The 25,473-nt window shown below is 69.3% G+C and carries 18 protein-coding genes and 1 tRNA gene; 6 read left to right on the top strand and 13 right to left on the bottom strand.

What is annotated here, in order from left to right:
• Positions 1-31 precede the first annotated feature (31 nt).
• Positions 32-508 (top strand): hypothetical protein, encoded by a 477-nt coding sequence (locus AB0G50_RS06320; protein ID WP_360102906.1) that lies wholly within the window; start codon positions 32-34, stop codon positions 506-508.
• A gap of 4 nt (positions 509-512) precedes the next feature.
• On the opposite strand, the gene AB0G50_RS06315 is transcribed toward AB0G50_RS06320, so the two are convergent.
• From AB0G50_RS06315 to AB0G50_RS06270, 10 genes are all read right to left on the bottom strand, one after another.
• Entirely contained in the window at positions 513-1,223 is a 711-nt protein-coding gene (locus tag AB0G50_RS06315) for a carbon-nitrogen hydrolase family protein (protein WP_360102904.1), read from the bottom strand.
• A 153-nt stretch (positions 1,224-1,376) separates the two neighbouring features.
• Positions 1,377-6,203, bottom strand: a complete 4,827-nt coding sequence (locus tag AB0G50_RS06310; RefSeq protein WP_360102902.1) for a DNA repair ATPase — start codon at positions 6,201-6,203, stop codon at positions 1,377-1,379.
• Positions 6,200-8,269 (bottom strand): flotillin family protein, encoded by a 2,070-nt coding sequence (locus AB0G50_RS06305; protein ID WP_360102900.1) that lies wholly within the window; start codon positions 8,267-8,269, stop codon positions 6,200-6,202. Before AB0G50_RS06305 ends, AB0G50_RS06310 begins: the two co-directional genes overlap by 4 nt.
• Complete coding sequence (locus AB0G50_RS06300) at positions 8,269-8,865, bottom strand: hypothetical protein (protein WP_360102898.1); 597 nt, start codon at positions 8,863-8,865, stop codon at positions 8,269-8,271. Before AB0G50_RS06300 ends, AB0G50_RS06305 begins: the two co-directional genes overlap by 1 nt.
• Before the next feature lie 86 nt (positions 8,866-8,951).
• Positions 8,952-10,166, bottom strand: coding sequence for a hypothetical protein (locus AB0G50_RS06295; protein ID WP_360102896.1), 1,215 nt, complete (start codon positions 10,164-10,166; stop codon positions 8,952-8,954).
• Positions 10,167-10,242: 76 nt separating this feature from the next.
• A complete protein-coding gene (locus AB0G50_RS06290; protein WP_360102894.1) occupies positions 10,243-11,445 on the bottom strand; it encodes a hypothetical protein in 1,203 nt (400 codons plus the stop codon).
• Between the two features lie 138 nt (positions 11,446-11,583).
• Positions 11,584-12,162 (bottom strand): hypothetical protein, encoded by a 579-nt coding sequence (locus AB0G50_RS06285; protein ID WP_360102892.1) that lies wholly within the window; start codon positions 12,160-12,162, stop codon positions 11,584-11,586.
• Between the two features lie 8 nt (positions 12,163-12,170).
• On the bottom strand, positions 12,171-13,838 hold the full coding sequence (locus AB0G50_RS06280; protein ID WP_360102890.1) for a DEAD/DEAH box helicase family protein: 1,668 nt from the start codon (positions 13,836-13,838) through the stop codon (positions 12,171-12,173).
• Entirely contained in the window at positions 13,835-16,153 is a 2,319-nt protein-coding gene (locus tag AB0G50_RS06275) for an ATP-binding protein (protein ID WP_360102888.1), read from the bottom strand. Before AB0G50_RS06275 ends, AB0G50_RS06280 begins: the two co-directional genes overlap by 4 nt.
• Before the next feature lie 336 nt (positions 16,154-16,489).
• Positions 16,490-17,311 (bottom strand): exodeoxyribonuclease III, encoded by an 822-nt coding sequence (locus tag AB0G50_RS06270; protein ID WP_360102886.1) that lies wholly within the window; start codon positions 17,309-17,311, stop codon positions 16,490-16,492.
• Between the two features lie 34 nt (positions 17,312-17,345).
• On the opposite strand from AB0G50_RS06270, the gene AB0G50_RS06265 reads away from it, so the two are divergent.
• Positions 17,346-18,215, top strand: coding sequence for a fused MFS/spermidine synthase (locus tag AB0G50_RS06265; protein ID WP_360102884.1), 870 nt, complete (start codon positions 17,346-17,348; stop codon positions 18,213-18,215).
• Positions 18,216-18,245: 30 nt separating this feature from the next.
• Here the strand turns inward: AB0G50_RS06265 and AB0G50_RS06260 are convergent, their stop codons facing one another.
• On the bottom strand, positions 18,246-19,013 hold the full coding sequence (locus tag AB0G50_RS06260) for a very short patch repair endonuclease (protein ID WP_360102882.1): 768 nt from the start codon (positions 19,011-19,013) through the stop codon (positions 18,246-18,248).
• Positions 19,010-20,350, bottom strand: coding sequence for a DNA cytosine methyltransferase (locus AB0G50_RS06255; RefSeq protein ID WP_360102880.1), 1,341 nt, complete (start codon positions 20,348-20,350; stop codon positions 19,010-19,012). Before AB0G50_RS06255 ends, AB0G50_RS06260 begins: the two co-directional genes overlap by 4 nt.
• A 219-nt stretch (positions 20,351-20,569) precedes the next feature.
• Between AB0G50_RS06255 and AB0G50_RS06250 the strand changes: the two genes are divergently transcribed.
• Together AB0G50_RS06250 and AB0G50_RS06245 are read left to right on the top strand one after the other, a co-directional pair.
• A tRNA-Lys gene (locus AB0G50_RS06250) sits at positions 20,570-20,645 on the top strand.
• A 262-nt stretch (positions 20,646-20,907) separates the two neighbouring features.
• Positions 20,908-21,906: a methyltransferase gene (locus tag AB0G50_RS06245; RefSeq protein ID WP_360102878.1), complete on the top strand. Its 999-nt coding sequence runs from the start codon at positions 20,908-20,910 to the stop codon at positions 21,904-21,906.
• A gap of 37 nt (positions 21,907-21,943) precedes the next feature.
• On the opposite strand, the gene AB0G50_RS06240 is transcribed toward AB0G50_RS06245, so the two are convergent.
• Positions 21,944-23,428, bottom strand: coding sequence for an alkaline phosphatase family protein (locus AB0G50_RS06240; RefSeq protein ID WP_360102876.1), 1,485 nt, complete (start codon positions 23,426-23,428; stop codon positions 21,944-21,946).
• Positions 23,429-23,872: 444 nt separating this feature from the next.
• Between AB0G50_RS06240 and dusB the strand changes: the two genes are divergently transcribed.
• Both dusB and AB0G50_RS06230 read left to right on the top strand, forming a co-directional pair.
• A complete protein-coding gene (dusB, locus tag AB0G50_RS06235) occupies positions 23,873-25,021 on the top strand; it encodes a tRNA dihydrouridine synthase DusB (RefSeq protein ID WP_360102874.1) in 1,149 nt (382 codons plus the stop codon).
• The gene (locus AB0G50_RS06230; protein ID WP_360102872.1) at positions 25,014-25,469 is read left to right on the top strand and encodes a hypothetical protein; all 456 of its coding nucleotides are present in this window, start codon (positions 25,014-25,016) and stop codon (positions 25,467-25,469) included. The genes dusB and AB0G50_RS06230 overlap by 8 nt, the downstream gene beginning before the upstream one ends.
• Positions 25,470-25,473: the final 4 nt, after the last annotated feature.

Genomic DNA, 25,473 nt, shown 5'->3' with positions numbered 1-25,473 from the left:
ACCGTGGGAGAAGTCGGAGCGGGTGTTTGGGATGAGCAATGGCAGACGCACGGCCCTTGTGGGCCTGATGGCCGTGCTCGCGATCGGGGCCTTGGTGTTCATGGTGATCACCGTGAACCGGCCGCGCCCCGTCGACGTGCGCCGGGTCGACGCCGCGCCCACCCGCGCGGGCGAGCTGAGCGCCACGTTCACCACCACGCTCCAGGTCGCCAAGCCGACGACGACCGCCGTGCCGCCGCCCGCGACGGACGTGCCGGTGGACGAGACCGAACCCGCCACCACGACCCGCAAGGAGCGCGGGCACGGCACGCACCGGACCGTGATCCCCGTGCCACCGTGGTGCGGCCAGTACCAGCGCACCGGCCAGTGCCTGCCCTGGTTGTTCCCGGTGGACGTGAAGGCGACCTGCGACTGGTTGCGCGACCAGGGTCTGCTCGACCTGGACGACTCCGAGCTCGAACGCCTCGGGCTCGACGTCGACCTCGACGGCCTGGGCTGCGACGACTAGCGCCTCAGAACGCCGTCCGGGTGTCGCTGCGCGGATCCCCTTGCACGACACGGCTTTCGTAGAGGCCCGCGGTCGCCGTGCGCCGCCACGGTCGGGCGAGCTTCAGCGCGGTGTGCCACTCCGGCGCGTCCCGGTCGAGGTCGGCGACCGCCAGGCCGGGCCTGCCGTCACCGGCGCAGCGCGCGACCCACCGACCACCCGGCGCGACCAGGCCGGCCGGCGCGGTGGCGCTGAACTGGGCCGGCACCGAGTAGGCGACCCAATAGTTGAACAAGGTGCCGTAGGCCTGCGCCACCACGGACCTCGGCTCGTCGTCCACCATCACCGACACCAGCACGCAATCCACGTCCAGCCGCTCGTACTCGGCGAACACCCCGCTGAAGTCGACCTCGATGCACAGCGCGCAACCGAACCGGTAGCCGTCGACCTCGAAGACCAGCGGCGCGACACCCGGCGCGTACAGGTGACCGACCTCGGTGTGCGACAGGAAGCGCTTGTCGTACCGGCCGACCGGCTCGCCCCGGTCCGACACCACGTACAGGCTGTTGTGCGGCCGGTTGCCGGCGGACAGCCGGTGGATCGAGCCGAACACCGCCCAGATCCCGAGTTCGCCCGCGAGCGCGGCGATCTCCTCGGCCTCCTCCCGCAGCACGTCCCACGCGGTCCGGCTCCAGTCGGCCTCGGTCAACCCGTCCGGCCCGGTCGAGCACACCACGTGCTTGCGCGCAACGCCACCCGGTCCGCCGGGTCCTCCGGCACCGTGCTCTGCGCGACCGCCAACCGCAGTGTCATGGGCCCAGGGTCGCAGAACCGGGGCGCGTTCCGCGGCGGTACCGGGCAACGACTCCCGGTACCGCCGCGGCGGCGCTCAGCCCTTGTCCGCCAACCGGTCCAGCGCGTCGCCGACCCGGTCGGCCAGCAGGCCCACCGCGCCGACCGCCCGGCTCATCGGGTCGTCCTCCGCGCCGCCCAACGCCCGCGCCCGCAGGTAGCCCGCCTTCACCTCGGCCCACCGCGCGGCCTGCTCGGCGGTGAGCGCGCCCCGGAGTTCGGCCAGCTTCAACAGGTTCGCCTCGGCGCCCGAGGTCAGCGTCTGCGCCTCGCCCAGGTAGTGGTCGTCCACCACCGCGTCCAGCTCGGCGTCGTTCATCACCGGCACGACCTTCTCCGCGAGCCGGTTCATGTTCCGGTACGAGCCCTGGAGCCGGAACGGCGGTTCGACGCGCGAGGCGTCGGACTGGGCCGCCGAGGCGATGTAGGCCCGGTTGTTGGCCAGCACCACCTCCTGCACCCGGATCAGCTTGCGCAGCACGGAGAGCACCTGTTCCAGCTCGACCGAGGTGTACGGGTGCGAGAGCCGGTCCGACCGGACGGGCTCGCCGTGCGCCATCCGCACCAGCAGGTCGATGTCGCCTCGGTCCCTTGTGGACAGCGGCGCGAGCACCGGGTTCGAGGTGAGCGCGTTCTCCAGGTAGCTCAGCGCGAACAGGTCCTCGCGACCGGACAGCACGTCGCCCAGGTTCCACACGTCTGCCCGGTTGGCCAGCATGTCCGGAATCCGGAACCGCTGCCCCGACTCGGTGTACGGGTTGCCCGCCATGACCACCGCGAACCGCTTGCCGCGCAGGTCGTAGGTGCGGGTCCGGCCCTCCCAGACGCCCTCCATCCGGCGCTGCGCGTCGCACAGCGAGATGAACTTCTGCAACAGCTCGGGCGAGGTGTGCTGGATGTCGTCCAGGTACAGCAGCACGTTGTTGCCCGACTCGAGCGCGAAGGAGATTTTCTCGACCTCCTGGCGCGCGGTCGCGTTCGGCGCGTCCGCCGGGTCGACGCTCGTCACGTCGTGCCCCAGGGACGGGCCGTTGACCTTGACGAACACCAGCCCGAGCCGGTTCGCGACGTACTCCATCAGCGTCGTCTTGCCGTAACCGGGCGGCGAGATGAGCAGCAGGAGGCCCATCTGGTCGGTGCGCTTGGCGTCACCGGCCGCGCCGAGCTGCTTGGCCAGGTTGTCCCCGATGAGCGGCAGGTACACCTCGTCCAGCAACCGGTTGCGGACGAACGCGCTCATCACCCGCGGCCGGTACTCGTCCAGCCGCAGGCGCTCCCTCTCCCGCGCCACCACCTCGTTGCGCCGCCGCTGGTAGGCCCGGAACCCCGGAACCCGCTGCTCGCGGAACGCCCTGGTGCGGGCGAGCAGCTCGTCCAGCCTGAGCTCCAGCGACCGGTCGACCACCCGCGGGTGCGCGCCGAGCAGTCCGTCCACAGTGGACGAAAGCTGGGCGGACGACTCGTGCCGCGGCAGGTCGCGGCACAGCTCCAGCGCGATCGCCTCGGGCAGCTCCGGCGGGGTGCGGCCCTGGAGGAACGACCCGTACCAGCCCTCCACCAGCGCCCGCCGCGCCTCCGGGTCGTGCTCGAACGCGCGCAGGTCGGCGTCGAACTCCGCGCGGTTGCCCAGCGCGCGGTGGAACTCCTCGGTCAGCGCGCGGGCCGCGGCACTGGTCGCGAACCCGAACGGCGACGCGGTCAGCTCCTCGAACAGGTACTCGCCCGCGAGCGGATCGCCCGCGAGCACCGCCAGCTCGGCGCACAGGTCGTCCATCGCCGCCGAGTGCCCGAACCGGGCCCGCGCCCGGCCGAGCGAGGCGGCCCGCCTGGTCAGCCGCCCGCGGTCGTCCTCGGTCGCGCGCGCCCAGAACAGCTGGGCCGCCGCCCGGGCCGCCGCCGGGTACCGCAGCACGCCCGCGCCCGCGTGCAGGCGCAGCAGCACGTCGAGGATCCGCGTCGCGTCGTGGTCGTGCACACCGCGCTCGTAGCCCTCGTCCAGCCGCGACTCGGCGGTGGTGCGCACCAGGTCGGCCAGCGTGCCGTCGGCCGCCGCGGCGTGCAGTTCGCCGGTCGGGTACTCGACCAGCATCGACGCGGCCAGGTGCTCGGCCCGGTACACCTCGGCGGTTTCCGAGACCACCAGCTGGTCCCAGAACGGCCGGGTGACGGCGAAGTCCTCGTCCAGCACCGGCGCGCGGTAGTCGGTGCCGGTGATGGCGAAGGACAACCCGCCGTCCTTCGGCACCAACGTCAGGTCCAGCGGCTGCGAGTTCACCGCGAACCGGTGCCGCCCCAACCGGATCGTCTCCCCGTCGAACAGGTCGAGCCGGTCGCGCAGCGCCCGCCCGGCCTCCTGCCGCGCGGCGAGCACCCGGCCGTCCAGCTCCTCGGCCCGCACCTGGTCGCCCAGCTCGCGCAACTCCGCCGCGACGGACCGGATCCTCGCCACCATCGGGTCGGACGCGAAGTAGGTATTGACCTCGTCCAGCGAACCCAGCGCGGCGACCCGGCGGGTCACGCTGGTCAGGATGCGGTCGGCCGAGTCGGCCAACCGGTCCGCCCGCCGGGCCCGGTCGTCCAGCAGCGCCTGCTTGCGCGAGGAGAACGCCTCGTAGACGTCGGTCCGCTTGGCGCCGAGCTCCGCGAGGAAGTCGTCGAACTCGCCGAACCGGGACTCCAGGTTCTCCAGCTGGAGCAGCAGCCTGCCCAGCTGCTCGTCGCACCGCTGCGGAGTGTCCGCGACCGCGAGCGCGCCGGTGACCGACTGGCCGAGCAGCGCGAACTCGGCGGCGAACTCGGCCCGCCCCTCGACCGCGAGCAGCTGCCGCCGTCGACCGTCCACAGTGGCCCGTGCCCGGTTCAGCCCGGCCAGCACCTCGCCGATGCGCTCCAGGATCGACGTCCGCACGGTGGCGTCCGCGATGTCCAGCGAGCCGACCACCTCGGTCAGCACCTCGAGCCCGTGCTGCCGCTCGGCGAGCTCCTCGGTGACCGGCGCCGACTCGGCGACCGTCCGGATCGCCTCCGCCCTGACCACCAGGTCGCGGACCCCGTCGTGGTACCCGGCGAACGCGTCGTCGCGGCTCAGGTGCTCGACCGCGCGCCGGGCGGTCGAGCCGATCTCCTCGTCCAACCCGGCCAGCGCCGAGTCGATCGCGGCCAGGTCGACGTACCGCAGCTCCTTCAACGTGACGAGCCTGCCCTGCGCGGCGCGCAGGTCGGCCAGCTGCCGCACCCACGCGTCCGCGCCCTGCGGCATCTCGCCCCTGGCGTGCCGGACCAGGGTCGCGATCTCCTCCACCGCGCCGTCCAGCGCGGTCGCCGCCTGCGCGGTCAGCGCCTGCACGGTCTCGAACTCGTCCAGCACCTGCTCGGCCGTGCCGCGCACCTCGGTCAGCGGTGACCGCAGGTCGCCCAGCTCCGACTCGCCGAGCCAGTGGTAGCCGTCGAACACCCTGGTGCAGGCCGCGATCAGGTCCTCGAACACGGCGACGGACGGCGCCGGGCCGCGGGCCATCCGGCTCACCGACAGGCAGTCGGAGATGCCGCGCACGAGATCGGCGTTGCCCACCTTCTCCAGCGGTCCGGTGCCGACCGGCTGCGCGGCGGCGTAGGCGTCCGACAGGAACGGCGTCTGCCACACCTGCATCAGGTGCACCCGCGTCGGCTCGGCGTCCAGCGCCCGGAAGAACACCAGGGTGCCGTCTTCGAACAGCGAGTACCCGTTGCAGGGCAACGGGTTCGCGACCTCCTTGCGGATCACGTTGTACGGCAGCAGCAGCGACCGGCCGTCGCGCCGCGCGTGGAACGCGAACAGCACGTCCTCGCCGTTCGCCGAGCGGATCACCCGCTCGAACTCCAACTCCTCGACCCGGGTGTCGAACGTCTTGCCCTCGCCGGTGGTCAGGTAGTAGCCGCCGGGGAAGATCAACCCCTGGTCCTCCGGCAGCCGGTGGCACGCCTGGCCGATGCCGTCGAGCCGCTCGACGCCCTTGGTGCGCGTGTTGAACACCAGGTGCCGCCACGCGGTCTCGTTGTACGGCCGCACCCGCAGCAGGATCAGCGGACCGACCCGGGCGAAGTGCACGTCCGCGTCGGCCAGCGACTGCAACGGCTCGTCCACCGGCTCGCGGTAGATGCCCTCGCCGGTCTCGGTGTTGTCCTCCACCTTGATGGTGAGGTCGCCGCCGACCGTCTCCACGAACACCTCGTCCTGGATCGAGATGTGCGGGTGCCTGCCGAGCACGTGGTGCTCGCGCGTGGTCGGCGTCCACTCGAAGTCGTGCGACGGCGGGAACACGTGGTCCCGCTCGCCCCGGTTGTCCAGGTACGACACCGTGCCGTCGACGTCGACCCGCCAGCGCAGCACCCGGATGTCCTCGGTGCGCGCGCCGGTCTGGAACACCGCGAGCAGCTTGCCCTCGACCAGCCTCAGCTGCACCAGCCGGGTTTCCCGGTAGTACCGGTACAACTCGGCGAAGTCGCGCCGGAACTGCGGGTCGCGCAGCAGGCCGGGCAGCTCGTCCGGACCGGCCTCCTCGAACCAGAACGCGTCGCCGTCGCGGCTGAAGCGGTGCAGCGAGAAGACGTCGTCCACGGTGGTCTCGGGCTTGAGCCCGATGTAGACGTTGTAGCCGAACAGCATCAGGCCCGCGACCACCACGACGTCGCGCGGCACGCAGTTGTTGGCCGTGCGGATCCGCTCGGTGCCGAGCAGGCCCAGGTCCGCGCCGCCGAACACCTCCAGCCGGCGCGCGTTGAGCGCCTCGGCCCGGGTGGCGAGCCCGGCGGCCTGCTCGGCCAGCCGGGCCCGCAGCACCTCGTAGGTGCCGGCGTCGAGGCCCGCGTCCACCCCGGTCGTCACGACTGCGCGAGCGCCGCGACCGGGCGGTCCGCGACCCCGAGGCGCTGCGCGGTGGCCAGCAGGTCACGCCACTTCCCGGCGTCCGGGCCGCCGGAGTCGATCAGCCGCAGCAGCGCCGCGGACACGGTGAGGTTCTTGATGTCCTCGGTGCCGAACGAGCCCAGGATCGACGTGACGTCCTTGGTGAAGTCGGCGGTGCCGTTCAACCACGGCTTGGCCAGCGTCCGCGCGACGTCCGAGTGCTCCACGAAACCGTCGAAGCTCTTGCCCATCGTGACGGCGCCGACGATGCGGTCGAAGAACATGCTCTCGCCGCCGACGATGTCGATGTCCGCCTTCTCCAGGCCGGTGGCCAGCACCATCGCCTGGGACTCGGCGATCTGGCGCTGCGCCTCGATGCCCTTGAGCCGGATCTCCTTGTCCGCCTCCAGCCGCAGCCGGTACTCCTCGTGCTCCCGGGTCGCGTCGTCCAGCGCGGCCATCGCGCCCGCCTTGTCGGTGAGACCCTCGGCCTCGCCCTTCAGCTTCTCGCGGATCGCCTCGGCCGCGACGAGCGCCTTCTCCCGCTCCACCACGGCTTCCGCGTGCCCGACCTTCTCCGCCGCCTCCGCGGCGACCAGCGCCTTCTCCCGCTCCACCGAGGCCTCCGCGCGGCCGATCTTCTCGATCGCCTCGGCGTCGCGCTCGCGCACCAGCACGTCGGCCAGGCCCTTCGCGGCCGACTCGGCCTGCTTGCCCTCGGCCAGCCGGATCATCGCCCGGGTGTCCAGCTCGGCGGTCTGCTGCCGCGCCTCGGCGAGCACGAGTTCCTCGCGCGCCTTGAACTTCGCGGCGGCCTCGCCCGCCTCGGCCGCCTTGATGTCCTTGACCAGGCTCTCCTGCGCCTCGGCCTCGGCGGTGATGATCGTGGTCTGGCGGAACCGCTCGGCCTCCTCGACCGCGCGCAACCGCTTGATGTTCTCCTCCTGCTCGGCCACGGTCTTCTCGACCGCGATCCGCTCCCGCACCACCTCGGCGACGGCCCGCTTCTCGCCCTCGACCTCCTTGTCCTTGGAGATCCGGGACAGCTCGGTCTCCCGCTCGCGGCCGATGACCTCGAGCTGGCGGTCCTTCTCGATCCGCTCGGTCTCGATCGCGATCACCCGCTCGCGGTTCTTCTCCGCCACGGCGATCTCGCGCGCCTTGTTCTCGGTCTGGATGCCGAGCTGCTCCTCGGTGCGGATGTTCGCGGTGTCGGACTTGAGCCGCTCCTCGGCCTGCACCTTGGCGATCTCGGCCTCCTCGCGCGCCCGCAGCGTCTCGACCTCGCGCTTCTGCTTGATCTCCGCGTCCGCCTGGCGCCGTTCGAGTTCCAGGATCGCCTCGCGCGCCTCGACGTTCTGGCGGGTGATCTCCTTCTCCTCGCCGCGCTGGTACTCGTTGGTCCGCACGTGCTCGATCGCGGTCAGCTCGGTGATCTTGCGGATGCCCTGCGCGTCCAGGATGTTGTCGCGGTTGAGCTGCGACATCGGCGTCTGCTCGAGGTAGTCGATCGCCGCGTCCTCGAGGCTGTAGCCGTTCAGGTCGGTGCCGATGACCTCGATGATCTGGTCCCGGAACTCGTTGCGCTTGGTGTAGAGGTCCACGAAGTCGAGCTGCTTGCCGACCGTCTTGAGCGCCTCGGAGAACTTGGCGTTGAACAGCTCCTGCAACGTCGTCTCGTCGGACGCGCGCGTGGTGCCGATGGCCTGGGCCACCTTGATGACGTCCTCGACGGTCTTGTTGACCCGGACGAAGAACGTGATGCGGATGTCGGCGCGGATGTTGTCCCGGCAGATCAGGCCCTCGGTGCCGGCGCGGCGGATCTCGATGGTCTTCACCGAGATGTCCATGACCTCCGCGCGGTGCAGCACGGGCAGCACCACGGCGCCGGTGAACGTCACGTCGACCTTGCTCACCTTGGAGATGATCAACGCCTTGCCCTGGTCGATCTTGCGGAACAGGCGGCTGAACATGATCAGCACGGCGATGACGACGACCAGGATCACGGCGACGAGAATGCCGAACCCGGTGGTGATGACATCCATCAGTGGTCCCCCAAGCTGTGGGTGGTGAGCGGCGCTACCCAGAAGAATTCGCCGACCGCGTCGTAGTCGAAGATCACCGCCGTGTCACCGGCGGTGAGCGGGTCCTGGCCCGGTTGGCGCACCTGCACGACCGCGGTCGACCCGTCGTCGGCGGCCACCTCGGCCTGCCCGAACGTCTGCGTCACCCGGGTGGTCCGGACGACGCACGTGCGGCCGACGAAGTCCAGCCGCGAGTCGCCACCGTCCTCGGGGAGCAGTTTCCGGATCGGGGTGATCAGGATGCGGGTCACGATGAGGCCGACCAGAAGTGCGACGACCAGCAGCAGGAACCCGATCAGGATGTACAGGGCGGTGGAGAGTTCCCATCCTTCGAGCAGCACGGCGCCCCCGAGACAGGTGAACCAGGAGATTGCGATGAGTATCGACGCGGAGATGACCGCCTTGGTTCCACCGAGTCCGAAACCGAGGTCGAAGTGCAGCGAGTCGACGTCGGCGACCCCGAGGACGATCAGCACCCAGTAACACAGGACCACCACGAGCAGCACGCTCAGCAACGCCACCGGGAAGCTGAACGCCGTAGCGAAGAAATGCGCCATGCACCCCCCAGATGTGTGCCACGAACACTATCCGGGTGATGTTCGACGTGGGACCGCTTTGACCGAACGCGATGGCCCGGGCGCGCTCAGTGCACGAGCAGTCCGGACACGTGGGTCAGCGGATTGCCCGCGTAGCTGACGACCGCGCCGTCCTCCTGCGGCATCGCCCGGATGCTCATCCCGGCGAAGCCCGTCTCGGACACGAACCAGCCCCAGCAGGTGAGCCACGGCCGGTCGTCACCGGGCACGACGTCCAGCACCGGCCGCACCCGTTCCTGCACCACGTAGGGCTGCCCCGCCACCTCGTCGAGCAGCCGCGCCCACTCCCGGTCGTCGTGCAGCCAACCCGCGTGCACCCCGGTTCCGGCGAACTCCCCGGCCGCTTTCAGGATCAGGTCCGCGCGGTTTTCCCGGACGTGGTCGCGCGGAACGCGGTCCAGGTACCGGGTCCACGGCAACAACCGGTCCACCAACTCGCCTTCGCCGGCGGTGAGCGTTTCCCGGTGCTCCGACAGCAGCGCGAGCGTCGACTTGTTGCCGTAGAGGTAACTGGAGAAAGGCGTGAAGAGGAAAGTTCCGGTTGCTTTCCGCAGCACGTCGTAGTCGACCGCCTGGCGCGCCGAGAAGTACCGGATCACCTTGTCCAACCGGGTTCCGCGCAGGTGCAGGTAACCGTTGCGCTCGGTCACGTCCTCGAGTTCGCCGAGGAGCACCTCGACGCCGAGCCGGGCGAAGGATTCCCGCAACGACGCGAAACCGCGGCCGAATTTCTCGAGCATCCCGCCCTCCTCGAGGAACGCGATGGTGCCGTCGGACCCGACCGCCTCGATCAGCTTCTCCACCGGGTTGACGTGCCGCAGCCCGTGCCGGCGGACGAACGGCGCCAGCGTCGGGTCGTCGTTCAGCACCCTGGCGATCTCGCCGAGGTCGTGCCCGCCGAGCTGCGCCCCCGCGTTGATCTCCAACAACCGGAACCCGTCGCCGACCCGGTAGAGGTCGGCGCGCCCGTACACCGGCGGCCGGTCGTCGCCCATCAGCTCGGCCTCCTCGGGCGGGATGCCGAGCGCGCGGGCGAACCGCGGCACGCTGCCGCCGAACATCCGCCCGGGCAGGGAGTACAGCAGCTCGAAGAACGCCCGCACGTCGGCCGCGACCGCGTCGGCCGTCACCCGGTCCAGGAAGAACGGCCGGTCCACCAGCCGGTGCCCGTACTGCGCGCGCAACGCGGGCGGCAACGCCAACCCCCGCATCACCCCGTGCAGGCTCTCGTCGGCCAGGTAGTCCTCGGTCACGTCGGTCACGGCTGCTCCTCGGTGTGCGGTCGGACCATGATCCCGAACCGCGGCCGCGCAACCCCGAACCCGCCCCGAAGCGCTGTCAGCGGCGCCCTTGTGTCGCCGGGCAACGCTCGTCTTCGCAGTCGTGCGAGACCCCGGCCGATCGATCGTCGAGCCCGAGCACCACCATCAACCGGCAGTCCTCGACCACCCCGAGAGCCCGCGCCCTCGACCGGAGACTCGACAGGTGCGAGCCACTGGTGCTCCGCCGCACCACCAATGGACCGAGATCGTCGGCGCCGGTGAACGCCGACTCCGCAGGAGCCCGGCGAAGACCGAGATACCAGGGAATCCAGGGGTGGATCGGCACCCCGCTGCCCCGCAAGACCTCCTGATCGACACGGACCAGGAAGGCCGCCCGCTGGTTGATCTCGTCGACCCAGACGGTCTCCGGCCTCTTCGGTTCGGGTTCCTCTCGAGGGACCGCTCCGCGCTCGACGAGATCGATCCGGCCGTCCGCGGTGAGTCCGATCAGCTCGCTGTCCAGGCACTGCCGCACGCGTCCCGTGGTGACGGGGTACCTCGCGACGACACGGGACGCGAGGTGCTCGAAAGTGAGCGGACCGGTCTCCCCCAGCACGTCGACCACTACATCGAGGGCGTTGCGGTACACGGCTTTCGCCGCGTCCGGCCAGCTGTCCAGGCTCCAGGTCCCCTCCGGTCGGACTCGCACGAACCGGCCGTCCCGGCGCATGGCCTCGCCGAGAGCCCTGACGGGAAGGTCGAGGGCTTCGGCGACCTCCTCGATCCGTCTCGGCTCTCCCTCCTCGAGAAACCACAGGTACGCGCCGTCCGCGGATCGTCGTTTCCTGCGCAGCCACTCCCCTCGGGGTGAACAGACGAGCGCGCTCTTCGCGTGCCCCAGGATCCGCTCGACCTCCCCGACGACGAAGGTCAACCCCAACGCCTCGCACCTTGGCGCCAGCTCGGCCGCAGCGAACGGCGCCTGGGCTACCAGCGCGCGTAGCGCGAGGGTGACCAGGTCCTGGGAGATCGTCCACAGACGCGAACTCGTACCAGCCCAGCTCCGCACCTCAACCGCGCCGACCTCCTCGGCGAGCAGGCAGAGGACCGAATCCTCGGCGTCGCCCACGACGCTGAGGAAGGTCGCCGCCGACACCGCCAATTCCCGGCCGAGGAGTTCCCGTGCCGCCTCCCTCCAGCCCGGCCGCACGAGGTCGTACTCCGCGCCGACCCGTTTCGCGGATTCGCCCACGATCTGACGAACCCGCTCGGCCGACATCCCATGTTCACGAGCGATCGCCCGCAACGTCGCCCCGTTTCTTTTGGCCCGTACGATCGCGGTAGCACGGGCGTCCAAGGGCGACAACGCCACTCGCAGGGCCTCGGCCTTAATCCCGTTCGCGTCCAAGTCGGGGGTTCACCAACCCCGGACGTGCGTCACGACCCAACCGCACTGCTCGCCGATCTTCACGTCGAGTTGCTTCTGATCGGCGGGAGTCGGCGCCTCGAAGGATTCCACCAGGCACAACACCCACTTCTCCTTGCCCATACGCGCGGTCGCGTTCAAGGCCGCCCACACCAGATGCTTCAGGTCGCGCTGAGCGCCCCAGGTGAAGTTCGCGTGTTCGCCGTCCTGGCTGCCCACTACCACCCGCAGCGGCTTGATCGCTGGCTTGGTGGACAGATTGCGCCACTCGTCGCCCAGCGCCCGCTTGACGAGGTGATCAACCGCGAGTGCCGGATCCGGCACCAAGTCCTTGAACAGGCCCACGCCGTACATCGCGCGGCTGTACTCCTTCATCACGCTGTCCTTCAGCCAGGTTCGAACCTGGTTAGCCGACATGGACTCGCTGCGGAGAAGGCCGCCGATCCCGTCCTCGTCGACCCACTTGTTGTACAACCGACTGTGCTCCTGGTCCGAGAGGTTGCGCCACCCCACCTCACTCGCCCTGCGGAACAGTTCGGCCACGATCTTCCGCTTGGTCTCATCTGCCATGGCCACGATCAGAAACCCCCTTCGAACGGTGGAAATTGAAGTCGGACCTCGTCCGCCGCCGTCTCCAGGTCCGCGGCGTCCTTGATCCAATGGTCGAGCAGGCTGCCTGCGGAGCTGTCACTGAAGCGCACTCCGCCCCCCGACCGGGTGTTCATCCTCAGGTACTCCGCCTCGGCCTCCAGCGACCTCTTCAGGTCGAGTGTGGCCGCGACCCTCCGGATGTCCGATACGAAGTCGAGCACCGACAGAGCCTCCTTCAGGGGACTCAGGCGAAGGCCGCGACCCAATTGCTGCACGAAGATCCGCCTGCTGTGCGTGACCCGGAGGAAAGCGATGAGGTTCACGTCCGGAACGTCGACCCCCTCGTTGAAAACGTCCACGCACGTGATGATGGGGACCCGCCCCAACCGGAACTCGTTGAGCAGGACCTGTCTGCGCTGCCTGGCCTGCTTGCTGTGCAGACAGGCGGCGCGCCTCCACGCGTGGTCCGACGTCGCGAACAGCGACGCCATGCGTTCGGCGTGCTCGATGGTCTGGCAGAAGACGATCGCCCTGGGTTCGACGGTCCGCCGCCACACCTCGCGCAGTTGTTCCACGATCTCCTCGTCCCGCTGGGGGAGGAAGAGCATGTGGTTCAACTCCCGGATCGAGTAGCCGTGCTTGCTCGCCTTTCGAACGGCTTCCCAATCCAGGTTGTCCACGAAGAGCTTGTAGTCGACGGTCGACAGGTACCCCCGCGCCATCCCCTCCGCGATGCCCATGAGGAAGCTCGGCGCACCGAACCTCGCGGTGATGTCGAACTTGTCACCCCGCCACGGCGTCGCGGTCACGCCAAGCTGAAGAGCGCCGGGGCAGCGGTCGAGCAGTTCGGCGAACATCCCGTGCTCGCCCACGTGGTGGGTTTCGTCGACCATCACGAAGTCGGGCGCGAGACCCGCGCGAACCACACCCAGCACCGACTCCACCGTGCCGACCACCACACCGTCGAGTGCTCGCGGCTTGACGTCGCCGGTCAGCAGGCGCGTCGGAGTACGTTTGTCGAGGTGACGCCACATCGCGCGCTCGAGCTGCTCGACGAGTTCCTTCGTGTGCGCGGTGACCACCGCGGAGGCGTCCGGCCGTCGGTCCAGGAACCTCCTGATCACCTCACCGCCCACGACCGTCTTGCCCAGACCAGTGGCGAGTACCAGCAGGGAGGCCCCCCGGGTCCCGAGATCGCGTTCGATCGCCTCGATCGCCTCGATCTGGTAATCCCTCGGCTCGTAGCGAGCCGGCACCCGGTCCGGCATCCGGGTCCAGATCTCCGCCAACGTGGGCGAGTCCCACACGGCGATCTTGACACCGATGCCCTCCAGAGCGGCCCGCCGCTCCTCCGCGCTCGCCCTCAAACCGGTGTTGGTGACTAGAACTCCACGATCCGCCCGGTACCGGGTGAACGCGCGCTCGACATCGTCCACGCCCTCCCGGTCGATGAGACCGCGGCTGGACCACTTGCACTGGAACACCCACTGCTGACGGTTCCGCACCGCCAACAGGTCGGCACCGTGATCGCCCGTGCCGTCGATGACCCTGACGTCTTCGAAGCCCAGGTGCCACAACGCCCTTTCCAACGCGTGCACCAGACCGGCGGGGCCTCCCTCCAGCAACTCCTCCGGAGAGAGGAATCCTCGGCTCACGACTCCTCCGGGAACTCGTCCGCCAAGAGCTTGATGCTCAGCAACGTGCGCTGGAGCTGCGCGATGGCGGGTCGGGAGTTGAAACTCACCAAGGTGGCGACGTCGTTCAGGTAGCCGGCCACCCGCGCGAGGCTGAGACGCTGCGCCGACGGGGAGGACACTCCCGCGTACGGTCCTCTGAAGACCTTGCCGTCCATGAACGCCTCGGGCCAGGACTCCAGCAACCTGACGATGAACAGCGGCGGCACGTAGAGCAGGAACTCACCATTGACCCCGAGCTTGTCGAGGAGTTCCGGGCGTCCGTTGGCGATCACCTCGTTCTCCGTGGTGGTCAACTCGTCGGGCGAGAGGTACTGGTAAGCCCGACCCGCGTCCGACTCGACAGCCGACGTCATCAGTCGACGCACCTCGGTCAGCACTTCACGCGCCTGGGCGCTGATCACGTCGAAGTCGACGACTGTGTCCGGCAGGCACCTGCCGCGCAGTTCGGTCACCAACTGCGCGTGGTTGCGGCCGGTCTCACCGCGGACCTTCAGCACCGCCGCGATCTCGACCAAGAGCAACTCCGCGGGCTGGACACCGAGCTTGACGAACGCCTCGTGACCGGAGTCGAGGAAGGCAGTCGCGGTACCACCAGCCCCCTGCACCAACAGGACCGGCGCGGGTTCACCGTTCGCGTCGGTGAGCGGCAGGCCTGCCAGTCGCCGGGTCTCCACCTCCAGGTGCCCCAACCTCGGCAGGCCGAAATCCCGCGACAACTCGGGCACCAGGGTCGACGCTTCCCCGTACCGGACCAGCCGATCCTGAAACGTCTCGGGTCGACGCACCGGCGACTCCGGAACGATCCGCTCGGGTTCCGACGAGTCCAGGTCCAGGCCCAACGCCTCCCGGACCGCGTCCTCGTCCGCCTTCGGCGCGGTGTGAGCCTGGGCCTTATGCAGTTTGGCCCGTGTGCCCTGCTCCTCGTGGTTCACAACCGCCTCGTACCAGCGCTCGTCGCTCTGGAACGCGGGGTCGCCCTGATGGAACTTCTGCGCCCATTTGCGGGTTTCCTCATGAATGGGCCGGGTACCGTCGCCGGGCACAAGACACCGCAGGCCCGCAGCGTTCCGACGGTATCCCTTGAACAGGATCCCAAGCGGACTCGTGTTGTCTGGATATGAGGCGCGTTTGGCCTTCTCAGGCTGTAGCGGGCCCACACCTCGCAGGTAGTCGACCGCGGCACGCCAACTACGATCGGTGTACTCGAAGGCGTTCTTCTGGTAAGTGACGGGGACGTGGTCCAAGTGGATCTCGCCGATCAACCTGCCACCCTGGTTCGCCAACTCGATCGGGTACTCGGTGTCGACCAGGCCGAGCGGGTCGTTGGGGTTCTTCCAGTCGAACAACTGCTTGTCCCACTGGAGGATCTTCCGACCGTTGCGCATGAAGTCGACCCCGAACTCGCGCTTGTCCAGGTGCCGCTGCACTCCGAGCCAGCCGTGGATCCGCCGCTCCCGACGCACGAGTCGAGCACCACCGCACTCGTCGCACCTGCCCTTCTCCGGCGACTGCCAGTTACCGCAATCCGCGCACGCCTCCGCGGGGTCGAACTTCTGGTCGATCTCGATGTACGCCGGGATCTTCACCGAGGAGGCGCCGCCGCCGTAGACGACGAACCTGTCGTCGCCCCATCGGCAGTGTCGACGAGGCTTGACCTGCACGCGCTGGACCCAAAGCTCGAAAGGGCGGTTGTCCAGGATCCAGGAATACGTCTTGCCGAGCGTGGTGCGGAGGTTGGCGGCGTTGCGCTGGAGCCAGCCCGCACGCTCCGGGTGGAGCTTGCTGATCTCGACCCTGGTGCCGTGCTCGTTCGGATCGTCCTTGGGTTCCGTGATGTCCTCGGCCTCGTAGTCGTCACCGATGCGGTCGAGGTCGATCTCGACACCGATCCAGTTCGGGTCCCCCGCCCGTGTCGTCAGCACCCTCGTCCGCCGACCGAGGCGCGCCGTGCTCACGTTGAACCCCATGCCGAACAAGCCCAGCTTGTCGAAACGGTCGTTGCTCGACCAGCCGGCGCGCACGGACTGCTCCAAGCGCTCGTAGCTCATGCCCCGCCCCGAGTCCTCGATGAGGATGCGGGCTTCGGCGGCCTTCGCGCTCAAGGCGGGCAGGGTCACCGAAACCTTGAACCCCCCGGCCCAGGGCTTTCCCTCCCGGACGATCTCCGTGAAGTCGTCGAACGAGTTGTCGATCAACTCCGCGATGCATTGCCACGGATCGAACTCGATCTCGCCGAGCATCTTGAGGATGCGCGCCGATGGCGTGATCTTCACGAACCCGATACCCCTCTCCCCAAGCCGAACCAAGAAACGGAGAACAAAAGCGTGACGACACGTCGAATCACCCGGAGTCGAATGTCCGAAGTGAACCGACCGGAGACACGTGCCAAGGACTGTAGCCCCTGAAGGGCAACACGGGAAGCATTCCTTGAAAACCCGTCTACGGTGCGTTATAGGCACCGACTCGGCGCTCGGACACACCAGTGTGGAACCTTCCGCGGGAGCGGTATTCGCGCGACTCGAAGCTCACACGTCACACCTCCGACCAGCCCGAACGCCCAAATATGCGAGTCGGCATCATGTCCAGCTTGAATCCGGGGCCGGACCGAATCAACGGGCGCGAACGGAAGGTGGCGGCACCATCGGGCCGAGATCACCGTCCGGCGCGTCGTCCAGGTCGACCACGACCGGCGCGTGGTCACTCGGTCCCTTACCCTTGCGCGCGTGCCGGTCCACCCACGCGGCGATGACCCGTCGCGCGGTGATGTCGGTCGACAGAACCAGGTCTATGCGCATACCGAGGTCTTGGTGAAACGCGCCCGCGCGATAGTCCCAGTAGCTGAACACCCGCTCGTCCGGCCACCGCTCCCGCACCACGTCGCGCAACCCCAACGCCGCGACGGCCGCGCGTTCGGCGGGTGTGATGTGCGTGTTGTCCTTGAACGCGGCCGCGTCGTAGAGGTCCGCATCGGTGGGCGCTACGTTGATGTCGCCGCACACCAGTGCCTCGTCGGGGCCGTCCGCGACGACGTCCTTCAACGCCGCCAACCACGCGAGTTTGTAGTGGTAGTGGTCGGAGTCCGGCACTCGGCCGTTGGGCACGTACACCGAGTGCACCCGGACGCCGCCACAAATCGCCGCCACGGCGCGCGCTTCCGGGTGGGGGAAGCCCGGCTCGCCTTCAAGGCCGCGCACGACGTCCGCGAGACCGACTCGGGACAGGATCGCGACACCGTTCCAGCGCCCTTCGCCATGCGCCGCGTACTCGTAGCCACGAACCGCGAGTTCAGCTCCGAGCAGCGCGTCGAACGCGTCGTCGGCGAGCTTGGTCTCCTGGAGGCAGACGACGTCAGGACGTCGCTCGTCCAGCCATGGCAGCAGTCGAGGTGCGCGCTGCTTCACCGAGTTGACGTTCCACGTGACCACCCGCACCCGTACCACGGTAGACGGTCCTACCATCGACGCGATGACGACCGACCGCCGAGAGGTGCCGCGCCGCCGGGTCCGCTTCGGCGAGGCCGAACTGCTCCCGGACCCGTTCGCGCCGCGGGGTTGGACACTCGCGGTGGACGGCGTGTTCCAGTCTTACGTGGATCTGGCGGACCCGACCCACCTGCGGATGCCGTACGTGACATGGATGGCCGCGGTGATCGACCAGACCCTGCCGACCGGCCTGCCAGTGCGCGCCGTGCACGTGGGCGGCGGCGGATTGGCCCTCCCCAGATATGTGTCGACCACCCGGCCGGGATCAGAGCAGGTGGTGTTCGACCTGGACGGGCCGCTGGTCGAGTTCGTGCTGACCCACCTGCCGACCGATGTACCGGTACGGATCGAGGACGGTGCCGAAGGCATCCGGACCCTGCCAAGGGCAACCGCGGATCTGGTGGTGCTGGACGTGTTCAGGGCGGGTGAGATCGCTGCGGAGTTGGCCACCGTCGAGTTCTTCGCCGAAGCGGCCGAGGTCCTGACCCCGAAGGGCGTGCTGACCACGAACCTGCACGACGGCCAAGACCTGACCTTCACCCGCCGAGCCGCGACCGCCGCCGCCGAGGTCCTCCCGCACGTGGCGGCGATCTCGACCGCAACGGTGTTCCTGAGGGAGTCGTCCGGCAGCGTCGTCGTGGTGGCGTCGCGTTCCCCACTACCCCTGAAGGCACTGGACGAGTGGTCTACGACCGTTCACCCGCGGCCGTACGTCGTGACGTCCGCCCAGATCACCGCCCTATACGGCGCGATCGCCCCGTCCACCACCACCGCCCGATCCCACCCGACCATCGGAGTGCGCAAAGCGGCGATCCGATCGGATTTCGAGGCCTCGGACAACCGATCGAGTTGATCCCGGGAGTATCGCGCTCGACCGAGAAGATCAAGTCTTGACCGAACGGACGATCGAGGCGATCCGATCCGCCGCCGGTTCGGCGTCCTCGTGCTCCCAAATCCGGACCACGGTCCAACCCCCGCCCCGGAGAACCTCGTCCGTCTCGTCGTCACGACGCCGATTTCCCTCGATCTTCTCCCGCCAGAAGTCGCTGTTGGTCCGCGCGGGTCGGTGGTGTTCGGGACAACCATGCCAGAAACAACCATCGACGAAAACCGCCACCTTGGCCGACGTGAAAACGACGTCCGCCGTCCTGCGCAGTTCCGCCACCGGCCTCACTCCGACCCGGTAACGCAACCCCTCCCGGTAGAGCATCCGGCGCAGCCTCAACTCGGGGGTCGTGTCCTTACCCCTGTTCCCCCGCATCGAGGAGCGGACCGCGGGGGACGCGGCCCAGGAATCCTCGGGCAGCGGCCGCTCGGTCAGGAATCCCCTTTCCCCGGCAATCCTCCAACCGTCGGCGAGGTTGCCCGCCCGGCGCGTACCGTCCACTTCTCCGAGATACCTGGTCGGTGACCTGCCGCTGTCATACCACCGCAGATAGGCGCGAATCCGCCGCGTGCGCGGGAGGACCTTGAGTTCGACGGAGGCTCTCGCGAACCGTCCGTCGCCCAGGTCGATCCAGCGGCGATCCTTTCCCCCAGCGGCGCGATCCTGTTCAGCCGACACCGCCGCCTTGTTCCGACCGGGACGTGCTTTCCAAGCGCGGTCGGACGGCACCCGATCGTTCCAACCCGCCTTGGCGGTCGTGCTCACCGCTTCTCCGCCTCGTCCAAGACCGCGGCGACGGCCTTGGCGAAGACCTCGCCGAGCAGCACGGGGACGGCGTTACCCAGTTGGCGCATCTTCTCGCCACGTGGACCTTCGAGGTGCCACTGATCCGGGAAGGTCATGACACGCGCCGTCTCTCGCACCGTCATGTAGCGGTGTTTGTACGGCCACTTCTTCAAAGTCTCGTCGAGCGAGCCGTCCGACGAACTGAACCGCCCCGAATCCAGGTCGTCGGTCAGCATCACGGATTCGCCGCCGGGGACCCCGTGGACGCCGGCCTTCACGGTCTTCGCCGGGCGATCGAGGTAGTTCGGCGTATGTCCGTGGTAAAAGCGGGCTCCCGGCCAACCCGCATGGTACCTGAACCCCGGATCGAAATCCATCCGGTCAAGCCTGTCCCACGGAACAGGCGGAAGCGGATCCCGAAGCACCCCACGCTCATCGTGCTTTCCGTAGATCGCGTCCCGCAAGGTGCGCCAAGGGAGCTTGCCGTCGTCCGCCGGTTCTTTCCCCTTGTACAACCCCTCGACACGTTCACGAACGTGGTCCGGCGGCATCTCCTCGAACTTCTCCCAGTATTCGCCGTTCAAGATGGAGCGGATGAGCGCGTCTTCCGAATGAGTCGGCTCGACAGCGGCTCGAAACGCGTCCAAGTCGACGTCCAAGTCCGCGCGGAAGGCGACGACGATAATCCTATTCCGAACCTGGGGAACGCCGTAGTCCGCCGCGTTGACAGAACTCAACACGATGTTGTAGCGCTGATGGGGATCCACATCAGCCCGCCTGATCCGCTCCCGCAACTGCTTGTCGTGCACCTCCCAGTTCGTGTCCTCGCGTTCCTCGAATGGGAGTTCCAACTCACGGAGGATGTAGTCGAAATACGGCTTGAACGACGGTCGCAACAAACCCTTGACGTTCTCACAGATCACCGCTTTGGGTTCGATCTCCCGAACGGCGCGGAACATCTCGGGGAACATGTTGCGCTTGTCCTCCTCGCCCTTCGCCACACCACCGAGGCTGAACGGCTGACAAGGCGGTCCCCCCGCCAGGACGTCCACCGCGCCCTTCAGGTAGCGCATGTCCAACCTCTGGACGTCCCCTTCGACCAACAAACGGGAATCCCCGGCCGCGGGCACCACGTCGCCCCGCTCCCGGGGAAGGATCTGGTTGGCCCTGAGCGTGGCGCACGCGTGCTTGGCGAACTCGTTGACGAGCAAGGGCCGGAAGCCGGCATTGCGCACCGCCATCGCCAGCCCGCCGGCGCCAGCGAACAGCTCGACCGCGGTGCGATCCTTAGATGGCTTTTCCGGCAGCTCAGACATGGCGGGATCGTACCGCGGAAATGGGGCGGTAGATACCTTTTCCCAAGTTCCGCACATGGCGTGTCGCACTGGGATGTCCTGACGATTGAGGCCATGCCCCGGACCTGCGGTGACACCCGACCCCCGAACCAGGGTCCCGCTACGTGAGCGCAGACACGGCGAAGCGGACACGACCACCCGCCCCTACGGCTGACTCCCACTCGGTAAGGTGTGCGTCGAGGGCTGCTAGCTCAATTGGCAGAGCAGGAGACTTTTAATCTTCGGGTTCAGGGTTCGAGTCCCTGGCGGCCCACCAAAACCCCAGGTCACAGCCCTGGGCTCAGCGGCTTCAAGATCGAATCCCCCACTTACCCCCGTTTACGCGCCCGTCCCCGAACAAGACTGGCTGCGCGGGGTTCCGCTTCGGGGTGCAACGGGACTGCCACTGCGGCACCGACCCTGGGTGACGATTCCACCACCGAACGAGTGACAGCCGTAGTCACGCCACGGGCGGTGGTGGCTGGGGCACGGGCGTTGGAGGATCGGATGCCGGCCGGTCGATTTCCGAGGAGTTGCCCATGAGCGAGGCGTTCGAGGCACGGCGGTCGGCCGCGCTCGTCGTGGACCAGGCGCTCGGCTACCTCTACCCCGCCGCCCTCCGCGCCGCCGCCGCGGTCGGGGTCGCGGACCACCTCGACCGCCCCCGCACCGCGGCGGAACTGGCCGAACGCACCGGCACGGCGGAGGACGGGCTCTACCGGGTCCTGCGCCTGCTGGCCACCAAAGGCCTGTTCGCCCAGGACAGCCAGGGGCGGTTCCGGCTGACGCCCGCCGGTGACGTGCTGCGCACCGACGCGCCGATCTCGGTCCGATCGGCCGTCCTGATGCTCACCGACGAGACCATGTGGCGCCCCGCGGGCGAGTTGGCCGACTGCCTGAGGAACGACCCGGTGTTCGACCGGATCTTCGGCGTCCCCTTCTTCGAGCACTTCGCCCGCAACCCCGACACGGCCGCGGTGTTCCACGACGGGATGGCCGCGTTCTCCGACATCGAGAACGACCCGATCGCCGCGTGCTGCGACTTCCCGACCGACGCGACCGTGGTGGACGTCGGCGGCGGGCACGGCGGGTTCCTGCTGGCCGCGTTGACCGCCCGGCCCGACCTGCGCGGCGTGCTCCACGACCAGGCCCACGTGCTGGCCGGGCACCGCCTCGGCGGGTTGCCGGCGGACCGCTGGTCGACCTCCGAGGGCGACTTCTTCACCGAGGTGCCGCCCGGCGACGTCCACGTGCTCAAGCGGATCCTGCACGACTGGCCCGACGACCGGTGCGCCACCGTCCTGTCCCACTGCCGCCGCGCCCTGAACCCGGGCGGGCGGGTGCTGGTGGTCGACGCGGTCCTCCCGCCGGGCGACGAACCGCACCAGGGCAAAGCGCTGGACCTGATGATGATGGCTTCACTGAGCGGAAAAGAGCGCACCGAGGACGACTTCCGCGCCCTGTTCGCCGCCGCGGGCCTGGAACTCACCAGGGTGATCCCCACCCCGACCGTGCTCTCGGTCGTGGAGGCCCGGTGACGGGCCCCGTGCCACGAGGGCACGGGACCCGCGGGGATCACTTCGTCACGCCGGGCGCGTCCACCGCCCAGAACCAGTTGTTGCCCGCGTCGTACAACCGCCAGGTCACGGCCATCGACCGCGCGCCCGCGGGCACCGGCACGGTCAACGCCACCTGACCCGCGAGCACGTCGGCCGTCCCGGGGCCGTAGGACAGCACCGTCTTCGCCGCACCGCCGTCGAACGACACCGTCACCGCCGCCTTCTGGGTGCCGTCCTGCCGGTAGTGCGACCCGAACGCCAGCTTCACCGACGACGCGCCGCTCACGTCGTACCCCGGCGACACGAGGCTGGTGTCCAACTTGCCCGACGCCGACGGCGAGCCCTTGTCGTCCCACTCGTCCGGGTCCGCCACCGCGAACACCCCGCGCGCCCGCACGTTGGCCTCGCGCTGCTGCCCCGGCGCGGTGCGGGTCCAGAAGTCGTCCGTGGTGAACGACCAGCCCTGCCACTCCGCGACGCCCTGCGGACCGGTCGTCCGGACCGTCCAGCCCGACGGCGCGGTGTGCGTCCACCCCAGCACCGACGCCGGCACGCCCGTCTCGTCCTGGCGCGCCTTCAACGTCACCGAGTCGAACGGGTCCACCGGTACCTGACCCAGCGCGTACCCGTCCAGCGACGCCGACACGCCCAGGTGCCGCAGCACGGTCGCCGAGATGTCCACGATCTTCGGCTGCACCGCGGGGGTCCCGGTCGGCACGCCGCCACCCGCGGCGATCACGAACGTCATCCGCTCCTCGGGCGTGTCACCGCCGTGCCCGCCGGCCGCGGTGTGCCCGTGGTCGGCGCTGATCATGATCAACCAGTCCTCGGCCGCGTACGTCGGCCGCGCCTGGATCGCGGTGAGCAGCCTGCCGATCAACGCGTCGTCGGTGCGCAACGACGCCGCGTACTGGCCGGACTCCGCGCCGTGCGCGTGACCCGCCTCGTCGGTCTGTCCGAAGTAGACGAACGACGCGTCGGCCTGGTCGGCGCGCAGGTGCTTCTCCGCGTCCACCGCGACCTTCTCGTCCGAGCCCGGGTACCCGGCGCTGTCGCCGTCGAGGACGAACTTCCGGTCCTGACCGTCGCGCAGCACGTAGTCGGAGATCGGCTTCCAGTCCACGGCCGCGTACGTGTCGAGCGCGGGCTTCGCGGTCTGGGCGCGCGAGAGCCAGCTGGGGAAGTTCGCCAGCGCGTTGCCGCCGAACGAGTTGTCCTTGACCTTGTGCTTGTCCGGCCAGACGCCGGTGAGGATGGTCGACCACCCCGGACCGCTGACCGTGGGCGCCATGCCCGAACCGTAGAGGGCGCTGCGCGACGAGTAGCCCCGTTGCGCGAGCGAGTGGACGTTGGGGGTGTTCTCGGCGAGCAACTTGTCGTACCGGGCGCCGTCCAGGCCGATCACGAGCACCTTGGGCGTCTTCGGAGCGGCGTGCGCGGTGGCGGGTACCACGACGACGGCCGCGGCCAGACCCAGCACCAACGCGAGTGTGCCTCGCACCCTGCCTCCTCGGATAACAGGTATAGACCGGTTTCGGTCCGCTGCCGGACGCTAGGGGCCGCGGGTGAACCCGGCCCGAACGAGCGACGAAGGACGGCGGGCGATCACGTGGCGCACCGCCCACCCAGGCCGCTGACCTGCGTAAACCCGAAACTGTCGGTGCTCCTCGGCACAATTGCCCCCATGACCTCCCACCTCCGGCTCCGGCTCCGCGCACCGCGCGTCGGGGGTGACGTCACGCCTCGGCGGTCCGGAACCCGCGACACCGCCGCGCCCCCGTGCGCAGTCGAACGGAGGTCGGCCGGGTAGCGATCTCCGGCGGCCTCGCCCCCGGCTCGGGGTGTGCGGCCGACCACACCCGGCCCGCTCCGGGCACGAACCGAGTCGCACCGGATTTCCGTTGTGGCGACCGCCACTGGACCCGCTGGGCGACAATGGGAGGCGATGTCCACCGCCCTGCACCCCGCACCCACGCTCCGGATCGGCCGCCACCAGGTCGATCCGGCGGTCGTGCTCGCCCCGATGGCCGGTATCACCAACGTGGCCTTCCGGCAGCTGTGCCGCGAGTTCGGCAGTCCCACCTCGCTGTACGTGTGCGAGATGATCACCGCCCGCGCCATCGTCGAACGCGACTCCAAGACCATGGAGATGATCACGTTCGGCCCGGACGAGAACCCGCGGTCGCTCCAGCTCTACGGCGTCGACCCGGCGTCCGTCGCGGAGGCCACGCGGATCATCGTCGGCGAGGACCGGGCCGACCACCTCGACATGAACTTCGGCTGCCCGGTGCCCAAGGTGACCCGCAAGGGCGGCGGTGCCGCGCTGCCCTACAAGCGGCAGCTGTTCCGGCAGATCGTGCGGGCCGCGGTGCGGGCCGCCGAGCCCGCGGGCGTGCCGGTGACGGTGAAGTTCCGGATCGGCATCGACGACGAGCACCTCACCTACCTCGACGCCGGGCGGATCGCCGCCGACGAGGGGGCGCAGGCCGTCGCGCTGCACGCCCGGACCGCCGCGCAGCGGTACTCCGGGCAGGCCGACTGGAGCGCCATCGCGCGGCTCAAGGAGGCGGTGACCGACGTGCCCGTGCTGGGCAACGGGGACGTCTTCAGCGCCCGGGACGCGCTCGACATGGTCGCCGCGACCGGGTGCGACGGCGTCGTGGTCGGACGCGGGTGCCTCGGCCGGCCGTGGCTGTTCGGGGAACTCCAGGCCGCGTTCCGCGGCGAGCCGCCACCGCCCGGGCCGAGCCTGGGCGTGGTCCGCGAGGTACTCCGCCGGCACGGCGCGCTGCTGGCCGACCACCTCGGCGAGCAGAAGGGCGTCCGCGACCTGCGCAAGCACATGGCGTGGTACCTGAAGGGGTTCCCCGTGGGCGCCGAACTGCGCCGGAGCCTCGCGATGGTCAGCACGCTCGCCGAACTGGACGACCTGGTCGACCGCCTCGACCCGACCGCGCCGTTCCCGGACGACGCCGAGGGCCCGCGCGGCAGGCAGGGCTCGCCGGCCAAGGTCGTGCTGCCCGAGGGCTGGCTGGACGACCCGGAGGACGCGACCGTGCCGGAGGGCGCCGACGTCATGCACTCGGGTGGGTGAGCCGGTGCGGGCGGCCGTGCTGGCGGCGTGCGCGTTACTGCTGACGGGGTGCAGTTCGGCGATCGCGGGCAGCGCCGGCCCGATCACCGTGACGGACGCGGACCGGCAGTTGGTGACCGGCTACTTCAGCGCCCTCAACACCGCGGGCGCGGAGGGTGCGGCCAAGCAGCACGCACTGCTCGAGGACACCCAGCACCCGGACTTCCCGCAGACCGACTGCAAACTGCCCGAGGGCACCATCAAGGTGCAGCCGACGCTGTCCACGTTGCGCCTGGACCCCGATTGGACTCCACCGAAAGGGGACGAACACCCGCGAGGCGTGGTGCTCGTCGTGGCCGTAACGTTGACGGTGGTGCAGGACGGCGTCGAGATCGGCAGCCAGATCGGCTCGCAGCACGTGGTGCTGCTCAACGACAAGGCGTACGGCTTCGCCCCTTGCGCGAAGTGACCAC

It is taken from the genome of Actinosynnema sp. NPDC020468, assembly GCF_040642015.1.
In the GTDB taxonomy this organism is placed as follows: domain Bacteria; phylum Actinomycetota; class Actinomycetes; order Mycobacteriales; family Pseudonocardiaceae; genus Actinosynnema.
Note: the sequence above shows the minus strand (reverse complement) of the source record. Positions and strands in the feature narration are given on the sequence as shown.